Here is a 15,595-nt window from a genome sequence, read left to right as displayed (position 1 = left end):
GCAAGCTGCTTATCAATGGTTTGGCCGCATTTTTATGTGGTCGTTTTTGGCTATGTTCCTGCTGTTGCCGGTGTGGTTTTCTTCCGCACAAGAGTTTGAGCAGGCACAGCCCGATGCCTGGATAGAATCCCTTGAGTTGGGCAAGGAAAAAAACAATTACACCTTGTCGGCCAATATTTCCTTAAACCTGGGCGATGAAGTGCGCAATGCGGCTGAAAGAGGGGTGCCACTTTATTTTACCCTCAATATGGAAGTGCTCAAGCAACAGCTGTTATGGTTTGATACCACAGCACTGACGCAGCAGCATACCTGGCGCATTCAATACAATGCGCTTTTGCGCCAATGGAGAATCAGTAACGGAGAGTTATCCATATCCGAGTTGTCGCTGGATGATTCCTTGCAGCATATTATTCACCTCGAGAGCTGGCCAATAGAAAATCTTGACCAGCTTGACCCCGCCATTGACTATAAAGGCCGATTACGCCTGAAGCTGGATACTTCGCTGCTTCCGAGGCCTTTTCAGATTAATGCATTCAACAGTAGCGCCTGGTCCTTATCAACACCATGGAAAAATTTCACCTTAAAAGTTTCGGATATAAAACCCAACTCCTGATTTCCTGGCTGGTGAAAGCCAGCTTCATGGTTATCGTGCTGGCAGCTTTTGTCCTGCTGGGTTTGCTGGTGGGCTCAACCGGTAATACATCCCGTTATGCACAGCAGTTTGATTTGTTGTTGTTGCTCAATGGTGTGTTGGCCCTGGCCCTGTTTATCTGGGTCGCAACCCTTACCTGGCGACTGGTTCGTCAATTGCGCAAGAAAAAGTTCGGTGCCCGCCTGACCTCCCGGTTTGCCATGGCTTTTGCCGTGATGGCGATTATTCCTGGTGTGGTTATCTATCTGCTGTCGGTGCAGTTCATGTCACGTTCTGTCGAATCGTGGTTTAACGTCAAGGTGGACAGTGCGCTAGAGTCCGGACTGGCTTTGGGACGGGCTTCGCTGGATAGCCAGGTGGCTGATTTGCTTGCCAGGGCGAAGGCTATCTCCACTGATTTGTCACGGGTGCCCGAGCAGGACATGCCGATGGAGCTGACGCGTTTGCGTGAGGCCAATGGCCTGAGTGAGGCTTTGGTGTTCTCGGCGGCGGGTAACCGTGTGGTGGCCTTTTCCTCTTCAAACTTTGGCAGTTTGTTGCCTTCCATGCCGCCGGCCAGTATTGTGAACCAGTTAAAATTAACGCGGCAATATGCCCGTGCCGAAGAGACCAGTAATGGTGATACCGAAAATCCGCAGCTCAGGATTCGGGTCATCGTGCCCGTCTTTACCCATTCATTCCGCTTCGATGTGCCGCTGGGGGCTGCCCCTGAGCCGTATTGGCTGCAACTGACCCATCTGGTTTCCGAGAATCTGGGTAATCACCTGAACCAGGTGCAGCAGGGTTTTCGTGATTATGAAGAGCTGGCGCTATCCCGTGCCGGTATCCGCAATTTGTATGGTATCACCCTGACCATGGCCTTGTTGCTGACCGTCTTTGCCTCTATTGGCGTGGCATTGGCGATTGCCCGTCAGTTGGTTCAGCCTTTGCTGAACTTGGCCGAAGGTACCCAGGCTGTGGCGATTGGTGATTACCGGCCTTTGCCCGAGCCGGATGCCAAGGATGAGGTGGGGCAACTGACGCGTTCGTTCAACATGATGACGCATCAGCTGGATGAGGCCCGCAAGCAGGTGGAATTGAACCGCCTGCAGCTGGAGCGCTCCAATGTGTACCTGGAAAGCGTGATGGAGGGCCTGTCATCGGGCGTTATCGTTTTTGACGAGCGCTTCAATGTCACTACCGTTAACAAGGGCGCGCAGACTATCCTGAATGAAGATTTGCGTTCGGTGCCGGGCCGGCCCCTTGAGGTGGTGGATAACCTGATCGAGTTTACGCAGGATATTCGCAAGGCATTTTCCAACCATGCGGCGGTGGGTTCCGGGCGTCATTATTGGCAGGAACAAATCGAAATCATGATTGGCGCGGAATCTGGTGATGATCAGAAAACTGTCACGCTTTTGATGCGTGGCACGCGGCTGCGGGTGGATGGCCGGCAGACCGGCTATGTGGTTGTTTTTGACGATATTTCAGAGGTCATCTCGGCCAACCGTGCGGTTGCCTGGGGAGAGGTCGCGCGCAGGCTGGCCCATGAAATCAAGAATCCGCTGACGCCTATCCAATTGTCGGCCGAAAGGCTGGCCATGAAACTGACCGACAAGCTTGAAGAGGCGGATGCCAACATGCTGATTCGTTCCACCAATACGATCGTGAACCAGGTGACTTCCCTGAAAAAAATGGTGGATGATTTCCGCGAATATGCAAGAACACCGCCTGCACAGATGCAACACGTCAATATTAATGCTTTAATAACGGATCTTGCATTGCTGTATGGTTGGGACCCTGAAGGAAATCATGCTGAAGAACCGCTGAGCCGGCGGGTAGGCCTGAAACTTGATCCCATGCTGCCCGAGGTCGAGGCTGATCCGACACAGCTGCGTCAGGTGCTCAACAACCTGATGGCCAACTCCCGGGATGCCATGGCTGATCTTGAGCTTGACGGAGACGAGCCGGGCATCACCATTCAGACTATGCTCACAAAAGTAGCGACTGGCGCCACCGATGAGGGTGAAGCGGTTAGAATAATGCTCGAGGATCGGGGTTGCGGGTTTACTTCACAGGTCTTGCAGAATGCCTTTGAGCCATACGTTACGACCAAAGTGCATGGCACGGGTCTTGGGTTGGCAATCGTTCGTAAAATAGTAGAAGAACATGGTGGCAAAATTGATATTTCAAATCGCAAGGAAGGGGGCGCCCGTATCTCTATTTTACTCACGCGACTTGTGAAGAAAAGCAAAAAAACCATGTCCTGATGGTTATAATTCGATTAATCAGATTTAAATAATAGTACAGAAGTACGTTAGTAATAGGTGACTACATATGGCCAGAATACTGGTGGTAGACGATGAAATTGGAATTCGTGAGCTTCTTTCTGAAATTTTGTATGACGAAGGTCATACCGTAGAGCTTGCCGAGAATGCTTCCCAAGCACGTGCCGCACGCCTGAGATACCGGCCTGACCTGGTTTTGCTGGATATCTGGATGCCCGATACCGACGGGGTCAGTCTGCTTAAAGAGTGGGGCTCACAAGGCTTGCTTGACATGCCGGTCATCATGATGAGTGGGCATGCTACGGTTGATACCGCGGTAGAGGCAACCCGCATTGGCGCGATGGATTTTCTTGAGAAGCCCATCACCCTGCAAAAGCTTCTTAAAACTGTCCAGTCTGGCCTGGCCCGTCCGCATGCCAAGCAGGTCTTGGCTTCTGCCGGTATGGCGCCTGCTGCACGTCCTGCTCCGGCCATGGTCAAAGCACCGGTTGCGCCGGCTTTTGTTGCTGCGCCTGCAGCTGTTGCCACCGCAGCACCTGCACAGGATGCCGTGCCACAGCAACAGGGTTCCATGCTGGGTAATATTACTCTTGACCAGCCTTTGCGTGATGCGCGCGATGAGTTTGAACGGGTTTATTTTGAATACCACCTGGGACGAGAAAACCATAGCATGACACGCGTTTCAGAAAAAACCGGACTTGAACGTACCCATCTGTACCGTAAGTTGCGTCAACTGGGTATCGATTCATCTCGAAAGCGTAACGCCTAGTACTGTCTGTTTCCATGAAGATTCTCATCATCGGAGCAGGGCGAGTCGGTTCGAGTGTGGCCGAAAACCTGGTGTCAGAGCAAAACGACATCACGGTCGTGGATACCAACCCCGATCGCCTGGCCTATCTGCAGGAACGCTTCGATTTGCGCGGTGTGCTTGGCGATGGTTCGTTGCCTGATGTGCTCGAGGAAGCCGGTGCCAATGATACGGATCTTCTTGTGGCGTGTGCAGCCACCGACGCCTCCAATCTGGTGGCTTGCACAATAGCCCGTGATGTTTTCAATATTCCCCGTCGCATTGTTAGGGTCAGGGGGCCGTCCTATTCTGATAATCCGGAATTGCTGGCCGAAAGCTTCGGGGTGGATTACATTATCAGTCCCGAAAAAAGCGTAACGCAGTATCTTTACAGCCTGATTGAATTTCCTGAAGCCTTGCAGGTTGTCGAGTTTGCTCAGGGTCGGGTAAGTGTGGTGATTCTTAAAGTGGGACGCAAAAGCTCCCTGATTGGCCACCAAATAGACGAAACCCACCTGAACCTGCCTAACCTGAATACCCGAATCCTCGAGGTCATGCGTGGTGAGATTTCAATTCCCATGAACCGGGTGGGTGCCATTCAGGCCAATGATGAACTGGTGCTGGCTATAGATACTCGGCAGGCCCGTGAAAGTATCGCTTCTTTTCACAAGGAAAAAAAGCGTATCCGTTCAATCATGATTGCCGGTGGCGGCAATATTGGTTATCGGTTGGCCAAAGAACTGGCTGAAGAAAATTACAATATTCGCATTATCGAAAGCAATAAGGCACGTTGCCAGTGGCTGGCTTCCATGCTGCCTGAAAACGTACTCGTGTTGCATGGCAACGGAACCGACGAGTCTTTGCTCGAAAGCGAAGGGATTGCCGAAATGGACACCTGGCTTGCCCTGACCAATGACGATGAGGACAATATCATGTCTTCCTTGCTGGCCAAGCGTCTGGGGGCCCGCAAGGTGATTGCCCTTATCTCTCGGCAGGCTTATGGCGAGCTGATGCAGGGCAGTATGATAGATATTGCGGTTTCGCCTGCCCAGGCAACGATTGGTGCCCTGTTGCGCGATGTTCGCCAGGGGGCGGTGGTTGCTGGCCACCGTTTGCGTCGCGGTGCGGCCGAAGTTATCGAGTTCGAGGTACTGGGCGACATCAGCAGTTCAAAACTGGCCGACAGATCGGTCAAGGATATTCAGTTTCCCAAGTTTTCAACACTGGCGGTTATTTTCCGTGAGGGTTATCTCATCATGCCTGAACCCGATACCGTGATTCGCCAGGGCGACCACGTCATTGTTTACGCAGCAAACCGCGAAACCATGAAGAAAGTGGAAAAAATGTTCCAGGTTTCGGCTATGTTTGTTTAGGAAACGGCATGCGCAGTATTCTGAATGTCCTGCATGCGCTCGGTCTGACCATGGTGGTGTTTGCAACCACCTTGTTGTTTCCCTATGTTCTTTCCCGTCTTTTTCAAGATGGCGCCCATGATAGTTTCATGACCAGCTTTATGCTGGCTGCCGGCAGTGGTCTGTTGCTTTGGCTGCTTACCTATCCGTTTCGTCGTGAACTGCGCTCGCGTGACGGGCTGTTGCTGGTTTTTCTGGTGTGGACAGTATTTCCTCTTCTGGCCTCCTTGCCTTTAATGCTGGAAGCTTCGCATCTTGGCGTGAAGTTATCATTTACTCATGCTTATTACGAAGCTATGTCTGGACTGACCACAACCGGTGCTTCAGTTTTGCCAGATGTGACGCAATTGCCCAAATCCCTGAATCTTTGGCGGCATACCTTGGTATGGTTTGGCGGTATGGGAATCCTGGTGTTGGCAGTGGCCATTTTGCCCATGCTGGGGGTGGGCGGGCATCAGGTCATGCGTGGCGAAATGCCGGGCCCCATGAAAGAAGAGAAACTGACCCCACGCATTGCCGGTACAGCCAAGGTGCTTTATGCCATTTATTTCTCGGCGTCGGTCTTGTGCCTGATTGCCTACCGCCTGACGGGCATGAACTGGTTTGATGCCTGGTGCCATACGGCCTCCACGATGGGGCTGGGCGGGTTTTCCACTTATAGCGGTGGTTTTGTAGATATCAATTCGCCAGCTGCCGAAATGGTGGCGATGGTCTTCATGTTGTTTGCCGGCATTAACTTTGCCACGCATTTCAAGGTTATACGCAATCGCGATTTATCCATTTACCGGTCGTGTCCTGAAACCATTCCGTTTTTACGGCTGGTGCTGGTCAGTGCGGTCCTGATCAGCCTGTACCTGTATTTTTCCAACGAGTATGGCAGTTTGATCGAAGCGTTCAGGTTTGGTATGTTCAATACCATTTCCGTGGCAACCACCACCGGGTTTGCCAATGTAGACTACCTGCAGTGGCCGCTGTTTCTGCCTATCGTCATGCTGTTTCTGGGGGCCTGTGCAACTTCGTCGGGCTCTACGGGGGGCGGCATCAAGATGATTCGCCTTATTCTCGTCATCAAGCAGATTCGTACCGAAATCCGTCATATCTTGCACCCGCATGCGGTGTTTCCTGTCAGGCTGGGTGCACGCATTATTGATCAGGGCGTGCTGATGTCCATCATGGTATTCATGCTGGTGTATGCCTTAACCCTCATGGTCTTGTCTGCCGTGATGCTGTTGTCTGGGCTAGAGCCAACTACGGCGTTTTCCGCCACTTTTGCCAGCCTTAACAATATCGGCCCGGGGCTTGGCGGGGTCGGGCCAATGGGCAATTACAGTGTCTTGTCTGATTTTCAGATCTGGGTATGCACGTTCGCCATGCTGATCGGGCGTCTGGAGCTGTTTACCGTGTTGGTTATTTTTACCCCCGGATTCTGGCGCCGTTAGGTCTTCGTGCGACACTCGTTGCATCAATTTTTATCAGGTTTATACGCTGCCGGCATAGCCGATGTGTCGCCAAGCCTCGTAAACCGTGATGGCGACCGCATTGGACAGGTTCAGGCTGCGCGAGTCGGGGCGCATGGGCAGGCGCACGGCGTTTTCAATTCCAATGGTTTCCCATTCCTCGGGCTTGAGTCCGGCTGTTTCACGGCCAAAAATAAAGACGTCCCCGTCGGCAATGCTAATGTTGCCAATGTGGCGTTGTCCTTTGGTGGAAATCGCAAAAATATGGCCGGCTGCCGCACCGGTTGAGTTGATGGCTTCCTGCAGGTTGTCGTGAACCTTGATATCGGCCCATTCATGGTAGTCCAGCCCAGCCCTGCGCAGGCGTTTGTCGTCTAGCATGAAGCCCAGTGGCTTGACCAGATGCAGCTGTATGCCGGTGTTGGCGGCCAGGCGGATGATATTGCCGGTATTGGCAGGAATTTCGGGTGAAACAAGAATAATGTGAAACATGCGATTGCTTAAAAATGTTTTGGGGGAGTGCGGGCGATGGCCAGGGCATCCACGCGCTGTACACCGGCGGCCAGCAAGGCTCGGGCGGCACTGTCAAGGGTGCTGCAAGTGGTGACTATATCGTCTACCAGAATGGCATGTGGCATATCCAGGCGGCGCGAACAATAATATAAACCGGCTGTAGCGGCTCGACGTGCGTGACGGGACAGGCTGGATTGCTTGAGATGCTGGTCATGGCGGTGCAGTACAAAATGCTCAACTGGTAATTGTAGTTTTTTTCCAAGGTGTTGTGCAAACTCTGCTGCCGGATTAAAGCCACGCCGGGCAAGTGATTGCCGGCTGCCAGGAATGGGAACGAGGCAGGCGTTTTTAATGGGCAGTAAACCCCGGTGTTGCAGCTGTTGGCATAGCAGTTGTGCAAAGGCGGGTGCCAGATCAAGCTGGCGGCCATTTTTGTAGCGTAAAACCAGGCTGTCCAGTGGATGCACATAATCAAAGGCGGCCATAATGAGACCGGTGTGCAGGGCTTCTTCGCTGCAGTCGGGACAGGGTCCCTGGTCTGGCAGGGCCAGGCAGCAGCGTGAACAGCGATAGGGATGGTTTTGCATGGAATGCAAAATATCGTTGCGACAGCTGGGGCAGAATCTTTCACCGGTGCAGGTGGTGCCACACAGGGGGCATATGCCGGGCAGGGCACGGCTGATGCGGTTGACCAATCGTCTGGCATGGTTGGTAAGCCAGCCTAATCTTTTGTTTTCGTAAGGGTTTTGCACAGAATGGTAGAAGTCTTATTTACAATATGGGCTTATCAAATCATTTTCTTCCCGTATTAACAATACGTCAGTGATCTCAATGTCCCAGGCTATTTATTCTCCCCAGGTTTTGCCCATCAATCCCGAACACGTCGTCAAGCAATTTTCCCGCCGGGGTTTATTGGAAGATTCACGGTTTTTTTACGATGAAATCAGCCGTCGAATGATTGGCCGGTTAAGTTATATCCGGATCAGTCCTGAAACGGTGGTTGATGCTGGTTGTGGTCCCGGTCATTCACTAGCGTCGCTTAGGGAGCGTTTTCCGAAAGCACGCCTGATTGGGGTGGACAGTTGTCCTTCGTTTATCGAGCACTGCAAGAAGACGTATTTGCCCAAGGGCATGCAGGCATGGGTATCAAAACTGGGGCGTAAAAGCCAGGATGAGTTTCACTTGGCCGATTTGGCCGCCATGCCAATGGCAGCCGAGTCAGCTGGCCTGGTCTGGTCCAATATGGCACTGCACTGGCATCCTGAGCCCCATAAGGTGATTGCTGAATGGCGCAGGGTAATACAGGTTGGCGGCATTTGCATGTTTTCCTGTCTTGGTCCTGGTACTTTCATTGAGTTGCGCAAGGCTATTGAAACGGCTGGCATCCAGACTAAAACCGTGTCTTTTGTTGATATGCATGATTTCGGCGATATCCTGCTGGAACATGGTTTTGTTGATCCGGTCATGGATCAGGAAGTCATAACGCTGACTTACCAGAGCCCGCAAAAACTGCTGGCCGATGTCGCCGCCCTTGGCGGGAATCCGACCATCGGGCGCCATGACGGATTGGTAGGGCGCCAATGGTACCAGCGCTTGTGTGATGCCTTCGAGCAGCAGCGTCAGCCTGACGGGAAATTGCACCTGAGCCTTGAAGTAGCGTATGGTCATGCCTGGAAAAGTGCCGTACATAAAACAGCAGCAGGAGAAACGCATATTTCCCTGAGCGCTATTGGAGGAAGAAAATCACCCCAGTGAACCTGACTGGATTGATCAGGCTTAAAGCACGTCTTCGGACGTGCTTTTTTTTGATATTTAATTGATTTTTGATTGATGATTCCTTGTTGCATCAAGACGTATTCTTACGCCTGTAATGTTCAAAATATCAAAGCAGGTGCTGTCAATGAATGCAATGGAAGAAAACGGGACGTCCTTGTATCAGGCCGAAAAAGGTCTGGTCTTATCCATCGTGATTCCTGTTTATAACGAACGGCAGATGTTGCCTTTGCTGTTTCCCCGGTTGGCCTCGATTCTGGATCCGTTGGGAGTAACTTATGAACTGGTGATGGTGGATGATGGCAGCCGTGACGGGTCGGGAAATTTTCTGGCTGAACGGGCTGTCCGGGATGAGCACCTGAAACTGGTTCGCTTAAGCCGCAATTTTGGCAAGGAAGCCGCCTTGAGTGCCGGCCTGGCGTATGCCGGAGGACAGGCAATCATTATTATGGACGCGGATTTGCAGGATCCGCCCGAGTTGATTCCCCAAATGCTGCAGGCCTGGAAGGAGGGAGCTGATGTTGTCACCATGAAGCGCCGTTCACGTGAAGGAGAAACCTGGTTCAAGAAATTTTCTGCCCATGGTTTTTACCGTTTGCTGAACCGCATCAGTGATGTTGATATTCCCGAAGATACCGGTGATTTCCGTTTGCTTAGCCGCAAGGCAGTTAATGCCATGAGCCAGTTGGGTGAACGCAATCGCTATATGAAGGGTCTGTTTGCCTGGATTGGCCTGCCGACCAAGGTCATTGAGTATGATCGGCAGCCCCGCGCTGCGGGTGCCAGCAAATGGGATTATCCCGGCTTGATGGGACTGGCATTCGAGGGAATTACTTCTTTTTCAGTGGCGCCTTTGCGTCTGACGATGGTGGCCGGTATTTTGACTGCACTGATGGGTATTTTATTTGCCCTGTGGATTGTGGCCAAAACCATGATGCTGGGCGAGCCGGTGCAAGGCTATCCCTCGTTGATCTCCATGATTACTTTTCTGGGTGGCGTCCAGCTGATTTCGATTGGCCTGTTGGGTGAATATGTGGGTAAAACCTATTTTGAAGCCAAGCAGCGCCCGGTTTACCTGATTAGGGACGTGCTGCGGAAAAACAGGATGGGCGTTCAGGAGCCGCTTGTGAATAGGGACGCTGAGCTTAATCAGTCAGGTGTAACGCGCCAGGATGAAGCGGTTCGCGAGTTGATGGTTGTTAAAGGAAAATAAAGTGACTCGCAGGATTGATTTATGGTGGGTGGTAGCTGTTTTGTTATGCCTGCCGCTGGTAAGTATGGCTTTGATGCCGCTGTCTGATACGTCTGAACCCCGTTATGCCGAAATTGCCCGCATGATGGCGCAAAACGGTGACTGGATTACACCCTGGTTTGAGCCTGGCAAGCCATTTTGGGGCAAACCGCCGCTCTCGTTCTGGGCACAGGCCTTGTCTTTCAATTTGCTAGGTGTTAATGAGTTTGCGGTACGCTTTCCTTCATGGCTAAGCATGGTGGCAACGGCGGGCCTGCTGGTTGCCTTTACCCAGGCGTTTTTTGACAAACAGATCGCCCAATGGACCGCGATTATTTATAGTACTTCTGCCCTGGTGTATGTCACTTCGGGTGCGGTGCTAACCGACCCCTTTTTGGTGCTGGGCACTACCCTGTGCATGACATCTTTTATGATGGCGCGGCAACATTCGTCTTGGTTCTGGCGTTACGGATTTTTTGTGGGACTTGCCATTGGCCTGCTGGCAAAAGGTCCTTTGGCGGTGGTTCTGGTGGCGGGTCCGCTACTGTTATGGCTGTTGCCTGACAGAAGCCGTTTTGCTTACGTCAAGGCATTGCCCTGGAAGCGTGGTTTGCTGTTAACGGCATTGCTGGCCCTGCCGTGGTATGTGCTGGCTGAAATCAAAACCCCTGGTTTTTTGAATTATTTTATTGTCGGAGAACATTTCCTGCGCTTTGTGGATCCGGGCTGGCAGGGGGATTTATATGGGACTGCCCATAAAAAAATGCATGGCACCATTTGGTGGTATTGGTTGCAGGCCAGTTTTCCATGGGGTTTGATGGGTATAGGTTTGCTGGTGGTCACTGTTCTGAAAAAGGGCTGGCATCTCAATATCAAGACGCTTGTTGCTTCTGCCAACCTGTCTTATCTGTTGGTCTGGGCATTGTTTACTCCTTTGTTTTTTACGCTTTCAGGCAATATTCTCTGGACTTATATTTTGCCGTGTCTGGGCGCTTTCAGCATCTTGATGGCCCTTGGCTGGCGCAAGTGGGTGGAAGATAGCCAGTGGCGGTTTGCCGAACATACCCGGTGGATGGCAGCCATTGTGCCGCTGGTGCTGGTTTTGCTAAGCCTGTTTGCTTATGTCAGTCCCAATCAGCTTAAAACAGAAAAAGGTTTGATTCAATTTGCATCGACTCAGGTGCAGGCAGGTACACCAGTCTATTATGTCGACGAGCGTCCCTTTTCGGCCCGGTTTTATTCTGGTGGAACGGCAGAGTTGTTGAAGATTGATGAGGTTTCTGCCAAACTGGAAAGCAGTAGGATGCCTTTGTTGCTGGCGATACCCAAAAAGCGGCTGAACGAGGTGGCCCATGCTTTAAGCGTGCCGGTACAAAAGCGCTACGAGAACAAACGTTATATTTTGTTTGAAACAAGTCCCGGACTCAATCAGGCGGGCTTGTCCATAACGGCAAATTAACTTTTATTTTCTAGAAATTGCATGAATACATCTACAAAGCCCATTCGCATGCTGGTGGTTGAAGACCATGTCGGGCTTGCCGAGAATCTGTCGGAATATTTTGACAATTCGCATTATGTGCTTGATTTCGCTTCGGATGGTTTAACGGCCCTGCACTTGATTTCAACCCATGAATATGATGTCATCGTGCTCGATGTAATGTTGCCAGGCTTGTCAGGGTTTGAAATCTGTCACCGTATCCGGAACGATATCCAGTGCACGACACCGGTGATCATGATGACAGCCAAAGATCAGCTCAAAGACAAGGAAGAGGGGTTTCGGGCTGGGGCAGATGACTACCTGGTCAAACCGTTTGACCTTCGCGAGCTGCAGCTTCGGGTAAATGCCCTGTACCGTCGCAAAGAGGGTATGGGCAAGACGCCGGGGATAGAAGTGCCTGGTATTCGTTTCGATCCAGGCAAGCTGACGGTTCAGGTGGAGAACAGTGGTTCCCTTGAATTAAGCGGTACCATGGCGCGTATTTTTGAAGAGCTGATTAAAGCCTATCCTGGCTTCCTGTCTTATGAGCAGTTGCAAGAACGCATCTGGGGAGAAAAAGAGGTCGATATGAACACCTTGCGTACCCATGTCTATACATTGCGCAAGCTATTGCAGGATACCTTTGGTTTTTCCATGATCAAGACCATGCACGGGCGTGGTTATCGACTGACCTCACCGGTACAGGCAAGCCAATGAGATCTATTTCAAGGCGTATCCACCGTGCCATTTTGCTGGTTAGCATGGCATGTATTGCTGTCATGGTGGTGATGGTGCTGGAAGTTAATGAAGACCTTGAGCGAACCATGCTGCAGGTGGAGTTTGAGCAGGAAGTGGATTTCATGCTTGAAAACCGTGACCAGTCCGAGCTTTTTGTTTGGGAAGGGTTTAACCAGCAGATGGTGTTTGTGCCTCAAGGGCAGGCAACACCAGCCCAAATGCCCGAGGTTTTCAAGGATTTGCCCTTGGGGTTTTCTGATGAGATAAGGCGGAACGAGAAGACGTATTTGGTTAATGTGGCCGTTTTGCCCAAGGGGGTGGTCTATATTGCCAAGGATATCACCCACTTTGAAAATCGTGAGTTGCTTTTCAGCTGGGCACTGGGTGTCATGACGTTGCTCATCATTGGCCTGGGCTTATGGATGGCAACGTTAAGCAGCCGGCGAATTGTCAATCCCTTGCGGCAACTGTCAGAGCAAATCAGCGAAGTGCCGGTGGGGTCGCAAATGCCGCGTATCCCGGTTAATTACACCGATAGTGAGTTGTATACAATTGCGGAAACCTTTAATCGTTTTCTTGGCGAGCTGGAATCTTACGTGCGCAGGGAGCAATCGCTGTTAAGCCTGGCCAGCCATGAGCTGCGAACACCGGTAGCGGTCATGTCAGGCGCCCTGGATATCCTGGAAATGCGTGGCCAGCTCAAGCCCAATGATTTGGCCACGGTGGCCCGTATGCGCAATGCCTGCACCGAGATGCGCAGCAATGTGGAAATCCTGCTCAAGCTTTCGCGCAACCAGGACGACGCTTCTCCTGTCATGGAAGTCATTTCCCTGATGAACTTGGTGGAAGAGGTTCTTGATGACCTGAATAATTTATTCAAGGCCAGGGACAGGGTGAGGGTAAATGTCATCGACAGGATTATGCTCAGGACCGATGCAGTGCTGGTGAAGATGCTATTGCGCAATCTTATCCAGAATGCCTTGCAGCATACGCAAAAGGAAATCGATATTACGCTGGGCCAAGGTGTGATCCAGATAAAGGACAGGGGCACAGGGTTTACAGCTGGGCAAAAAGCCATCCTGAACAAGGAAATCTCGGTAGTGCCGGGCAGTTCCGCCCTTAATGGCTTGGGCCTGTATATTGTCACGCTGATGTCAGAGCGCCTGCAATGGAAGTTGCAAGTGACCCGCAGTGATTCAAGCGGAACCGTGATCGAGCTAAGTATTCCCGCAGATCAAATCCTTTAATAAAGCTGGGGTAATATGCTTGTTACCATGTTCTGAAGCAGCCCGTGCTTGTTCCTTTGTTGCTTGTTTCCACGCAGGAGCGTTGGAACGAGTAGTGTGCCCAGCTTTTGGTTGGTATTTCACTCCTGCATGGAAACGGGTACGGGTGCGGAAAGGGCTTATTCAGCTGGCCATTCGGCTTTGGCTTCGCGCGCCAGCAGGTTGGAAACTGCCTGCAGGGGAGGCATGGCATTGAACAGGACATCGCATACCGCTTTGGTAATTGGCATCTCAATGTTCAGGGCGGTGGCGCGGTTCAGGGCATCACGGGCGCAGCGTACGCCTTCGGCGGTCATGCCGGCAGCCAGGATATGGTCCAGTGATTGACCTTGCCCCAAGGCTAGGCCGACCTGACGGTTGCGCGACAGGTCACCGGTGGCGGTCAAGACCAGGTCCCCCAGGCCGGTAAGGCCTGAAAAAGTGGCTGCCTGGCCACCCAGGGCTATGCCCAGGCGGGTAATTTCAGCCAGACCACGGGTAATAAGCGCAGCCCGGGCATTGGCGCCCAGCTCTAGACCGTCTGAAATACCGCAGGCAATGGCCATAACGTTTTTAAGGGCCCCGCCCACTTCCACGCCAATCACATCGTTGCTGGCATAGATGCGGGTGTTGTTGGCATGCAGGGCGGCTGTCGTGTTTTGGATAGTGATGTCGCTATGGCTGGCAACAGTCAGGGCGACAGGTAGATTGCGGGTTACTTCTTTGGCAAAAGACGGTCCTGACAAAACACCGGTATTGGGAATTTGATTGCCAAAAACAGATTGCACGATTTCATGCGGCAATTGCCCGCTGTTTTGTTCAAAGCCCTTGCATGTCCATACAATGGGTGTATCAGCCAGTTTGGCTTCTTGCAGTTGTGTCAGCCAGGTTTCGCAGGTGCTACGCATGGCCATGACAGGCACGCCCAGGATGATTAACCGTTGATGTTGGTGGCGGCCTTGCAGATGGGCAATAGCTTGCTGAATGCTGGTGGTGCTTTTCAGGCTGAGGGGCAAGGAAAGATTGCCCAGATACTTGGTGTTGCTGTGCCGGTTGTTGATTTCTGATGAAACAGCCTCATTACGGGCTAGCAGCAAGGTAGAGGTATTATTGGCTGCCGAGGCAGCCAAGGCGGTTCCCCAGCTACCCGCACCTATAACCAGTACATGAAGCGAAGTGCCGGGAAGTAACATGCGAACCTGCTTACTGACGGGTTACGCCAGGAGGCAGAATGATGCCGGAGTCTTCAGGTGCGGCACTGTTTTGCGCCTGCTGTTGTGCTTCCTGGATACGCTGTTCGTACAGGGCCTGGAAGTTGACTTCTGCCAGGTGCAGCGGGGGCAAAGAGGTACGGTTAATCGCATCGGCAATATTGGCGCGCAGGTAAGGGAACAGCATGGTAGGGCAGACAATGCCAAGGAGTGGGTCAAACTGTTCTTCAGGGATGTTGGCAATTTCAAAAATACCGGCTTGGGTACCTTCAACCAAATACAGGACTTTGTCACCGATTTTGGTTGTAACGGTGGCGCGTACGGTGGCTTCGAAAATGGTTTCTGCCAGGCGTTGGCCGCCAACGCTCAGGGAGATTTCAACCTCTGGAGTTTCCTGCTCGAGGAAAATCTGGGGTGAATTGGGCATTTCCAAAGACAGGTCTTTCAGATAGACACGCTGCAAATTGAATGCGGGATTGGTATTTTCTGCTTGTTGCTCTTCAGCCATGCTGTTTCCTAATTAAGAAGGTTAAAGGTTAAATTGCGCTGATGGCCTAGTCAGCCAGCAGGGTAGTCAATTCACCGGCGCGGTCAAGGGCCATCAGGTCATCACACCCACCAACGTGTTTGTCTCCGATGAAAATCTGGGGAACCGTGGTGCGTCCGGTGCGCTCAATCATAACAGCACGTTGTTCACGGTTGGTGTCAATGCTGATTTTTTCCAGATTTGTGACGCCACGCTCGAGGAGCAATTTTTCGGCACGAATGCAATACGGGCAGGTTGCCTTGGAGAACATAGTGACTTTTTTCAT

16 protein-coding genes are annotated in these 15,595 nt (G+C 51.9%); 11 read left to right on the top strand and 5 right to left on the bottom strand.

Going from position 1 to position 15,595, the window contains the following annotated elements; translation table 11 throughout:
- The first annotated feature begins 34 nt into the window (after positions 1–34).
- The 5 genes from ACM5Q9_RS08430 (at position 35) to ACM5Q9_RS08410 (ending at position 6,557) form a co-directional block, all read left to right on the top strand.
- Positions 35–613, top strand: a complete 579-nt coding sequence (locus ACM5Q9_RS08430) for a DUF4390 domain-containing protein (protein ID WP_418144282.1) — start codon at positions 35–37, stop codon at positions 611–613.
- Positions 613–2,901, top strand: coding sequence for an ATP-binding protein (locus ACM5Q9_RS08425; protein WP_418144363.1), 2,289 nt, complete (start codon positions 613–615; stop codon positions 2,899–2,901). Before ACM5Q9_RS08430 ends, ACM5Q9_RS08425 begins: the two co-directional genes overlap by 1 nt.
- A 67-nt stretch (positions 2,902–2,968) precedes the next feature.
- Entirely contained in the window at positions 2,969–3,688 is a 720-nt protein-coding gene (locus ACM5Q9_RS08420) for a response regulator (RefSeq protein ID WP_418144281.1), read from the top strand.
- A 14-nt stretch (positions 3,689–3,702) separates the two neighbouring features.
- Positions 3,703–5,079 carry a Trk system potassium transporter TrkA gene (gene trkA / locus ACM5Q9_RS08415; RefSeq protein ID WP_418144280.1) on the top strand — a complete coding sequence of 459 codons (1,377 nt, stop codon included), beginning with the start codon at positions 3,703–3,705 and terminating at the stop codon, positions 5,077–5,079.
- A gap of 8 nt (positions 5,080–5,087) precedes the next feature.
- Positions 5,088–6,557: a TrkH family potassium uptake protein gene (locus tag ACM5Q9_RS08410; RefSeq protein ID WP_418144279.1), complete on the top strand. Its 1,470-nt coding sequence runs from the start codon at positions 5,088–5,090 to the stop codon at positions 6,555–6,557.
- A gap of 39 nt (positions 6,558–6,596) precedes the next feature.
- Here ACM5Q9_RS08410 and ACM5Q9_RS08405 read toward each other — a convergent pair whose 3' ends face one another.
- Both ACM5Q9_RS08405 and ACM5Q9_RS08400 read right to left on the bottom strand, forming a co-directional pair.
- Positions 6,597–7,067 (bottom strand): tRNA (cytidine(34)-2'-O)-methyltransferase, encoded by a 471-nt coding sequence (locus ACM5Q9_RS08405; RefSeq protein WP_418144278.1) that lies wholly within the window; start codon positions 7,065–7,067, stop codon positions 6,597–6,599.
- An 8-nt stretch (positions 7,068–7,075) separates the two neighbouring features.
- Positions 7,076–7,675, bottom strand: a complete 600-nt coding sequence (locus tag ACM5Q9_RS08400) for a ComF family protein (protein ID WP_418144277.1) — start codon at positions 7,673–7,675, stop codon at positions 7,076–7,078.
- Positions 7,676–7,678: 3 nt separating this feature from the next.
- On the opposite strand from ACM5Q9_RS08400, the gene ACM5Q9_RS08395 reads away from it, so the two are divergent.
- The 6 genes from ACM5Q9_RS08395 to ACM5Q9_RS08370 all read left to right on the top strand — a co-directional run bounded on the left by ACM5Q9_RS08395 (position 7,679) and on the right by ACM5Q9_RS08370 (position 13,554).
- Positions 7,679–7,813 carry a hypothetical protein gene (locus tag ACM5Q9_RS08395; RefSeq protein ID WP_418144276.1) on the top strand — a complete coding sequence of 45 codons (135 nt, stop codon included), beginning with the start codon at positions 7,679–7,681 and terminating at the stop codon, positions 7,811–7,813.
- Between the two features lie 106 nt (positions 7,814–7,919).
- Positions 7,920–8,843 carry a methyltransferase domain-containing protein gene (locus ACM5Q9_RS08390; protein ID WP_418144275.1) on the top strand — a complete coding sequence of 308 codons (924 nt, stop codon included), beginning with the start codon at positions 7,920–7,922 and terminating at the stop codon, positions 8,841–8,843.
- A gap of 145 nt (positions 8,844–8,988) precedes the next feature.
- The gene (locus ACM5Q9_RS08385) at positions 8,989–10,074 is read left to right on the top strand and encodes a glycosyltransferase family 2 protein (RefSeq protein ID WP_418144274.1); all 1,086 of its coding nucleotides are present in this window, start codon (positions 8,989–8,991) and stop codon (positions 10,072–10,074) included.
- A gap of 1 nt (position 10,075) precedes the next feature.
- A complete protein-coding gene (locus ACM5Q9_RS08380; RefSeq protein WP_418144273.1) occupies positions 10,076–11,551 on the top strand; it encodes an ArnT family glycosyltransferase in 1,476 nt (491 codons plus the stop codon).
- A 21-nt stretch (positions 11,552–11,572) separates the two neighbouring features.
- The gene (locus ACM5Q9_RS08375) at positions 11,573–12,286 is read left to right on the top strand and encodes a response regulator transcription factor (RefSeq protein WP_418144272.1); all 714 of its coding nucleotides are present in this window, start codon (positions 11,573–11,575) and stop codon (positions 12,284–12,286) included.
- Positions 12,283–13,554, top strand: a complete 1,272-nt coding sequence (locus ACM5Q9_RS08370; protein ID WP_418144271.1) for an ATP-binding protein — start codon at positions 12,283–12,285, stop codon at positions 13,552–13,554. The genes ACM5Q9_RS08375 and ACM5Q9_RS08370 overlap by 4 nt, the downstream gene beginning before the upstream one ends.
- A gap of 158 nt (positions 13,555–13,712) precedes the next feature.
- On the opposite strand, the gene ACM5Q9_RS08365 is transcribed toward ACM5Q9_RS08370, so the two are convergent.
- Genes ACM5Q9_RS08365 through grxC form a run of 3 tightly spaced genes read right to left on the bottom strand, consistent with a single transcriptional unit; the run spans position 13,713 to position 15,595 of the window.
- Positions 13,713–14,765 carry an NAD(P)H-dependent glycerol-3-phosphate dehydrogenase gene (locus tag ACM5Q9_RS08365; protein ID WP_418144270.1) on the bottom strand — a complete coding sequence of 351 codons (1,053 nt, stop codon included), beginning with the start codon at positions 14,763–14,765 and terminating at the stop codon, positions 13,713–13,715.
- Between the two features lie 10 nt (positions 14,766–14,775).
- Positions 14,776–15,291 (bottom strand): protein-export chaperone SecB, encoded by a 516-nt coding sequence (gene secB / locus ACM5Q9_RS08360; RefSeq protein WP_418144269.1) that lies wholly within the window; start codon positions 15,289–15,291, stop codon positions 14,776–14,778.
- Between the two features lie 46 nt (positions 15,292–15,337).
- Complete coding sequence (gene grxC, locus ACM5Q9_RS08355) at positions 15,338–15,595, bottom strand: glutaredoxin 3 (RefSeq protein ID WP_418144268.1); 258 nt, start codon at positions 15,593–15,595, stop codon at positions 15,338–15,340.

The organism is Advenella sp. RU8 (assembly GCF_048381675.1).
GTDB lineage: Bacteria > Pseudomonadota > Gammaproteobacteria > Burkholderiales > Burkholderiaceae_B > Advenella.
The sequence above is the reverse complement of the archived record's forward strand: the minus strand, read 5'-3'. Positions and strand labels throughout refer to the sequence as shown.

Excerpts from the sequence above, each read along its gene's own strand:
- ACM5Q9_RS08430 (WP_418144282.1), top strand. The coding sequence starts at position 35 with ATGTGGTCGTTTTTGGCTATGTTCCTGCTGTTGCCGGTGTGGTTTTCT.
- ACM5Q9_RS08420 (WP_418144281.1), top strand. The coding sequence starts at position 2,969 with ATGGCCAGAATACTGGTGGTAGACGATGAAATTGGAATTCGTGAGCTT.
- trkA (WP_418144280.1), top strand. The coding sequence starts at position 3,703 with ATGAAGATTCTCATCATCGGAGCAGGGCGAGTCGGTTCGAGTGTGGCC.
- ACM5Q9_RS08410 (WP_418144279.1), top strand. The coding sequence starts at position 5,088 with ATGCGCAGTATTCTGAATGTCCTGCATGCGCTCGGTCTGACCATGGTG.
- ACM5Q9_RS08405 (WP_418144278.1), bottom strand. The coding sequence starts at position 7,067 with ATGTTTCACATTATTCTTGTTTCACCCGAAATTCCTGCCAATACCGGC.
- ACM5Q9_RS08400 (WP_418144277.1), bottom strand. The coding sequence starts at position 7,675 with ATGCAAAACCATCCCTATCGCTGTTCACGCTGCTGCCTGGCCCTGCCA.
- ACM5Q9_RS08395 (WP_418144276.1), top strand. The coding sequence starts at position 7,679 with ATGCAAAATATCGTTGCGACAGCTGGGGCAGAATCTTTCACCGGTGCA.
- ACM5Q9_RS08390 (WP_418144275.1), top strand. The coding sequence starts at position 7,920 with ATGTCCCAGGCTATTTATTCTCCCCAGGTTTTGCCCATCAATCCCGAA.
- ACM5Q9_RS08385 (WP_418144274.1), top strand. The coding sequence starts at position 8,989 with ATGAATGCAATGGAAGAAAACGGGACGTCCTTGTATCAGGCCGAAAAA.
- ACM5Q9_RS08375 (WP_418144272.1), top strand. The coding sequence starts at position 11,573 with ATGAATACATCTACAAAGCCCATTCGCATGCTGGTGGTTGAAGACCAT.
- ACM5Q9_RS08370 (WP_418144271.1), top strand. The coding sequence starts at position 12,283 with ATGAGATCTATTTCAAGGCGTATCCACCGTGCCATTTTGCTGGTTAGC.
- ACM5Q9_RS08365 (WP_418144270.1), bottom strand. The coding sequence starts at position 14,765 with ATGTTACTTCCCGGCACTTCGCTTCATGTACTGGTTATAGGTGCGGGT.
- secB (WP_418144269.1), bottom strand. The coding sequence starts at position 15,291 with ATGGCTGAAGAGCAACAAGCAGAAAATACCAATCCCGCATTCAATTTG.
- grxC (WP_418144268.1), bottom strand. The coding sequence starts at position 15,595 with ATGAAAAAAGTCACTATGTTCTCCAAGGCAACCTGCCCGTATTGCATT.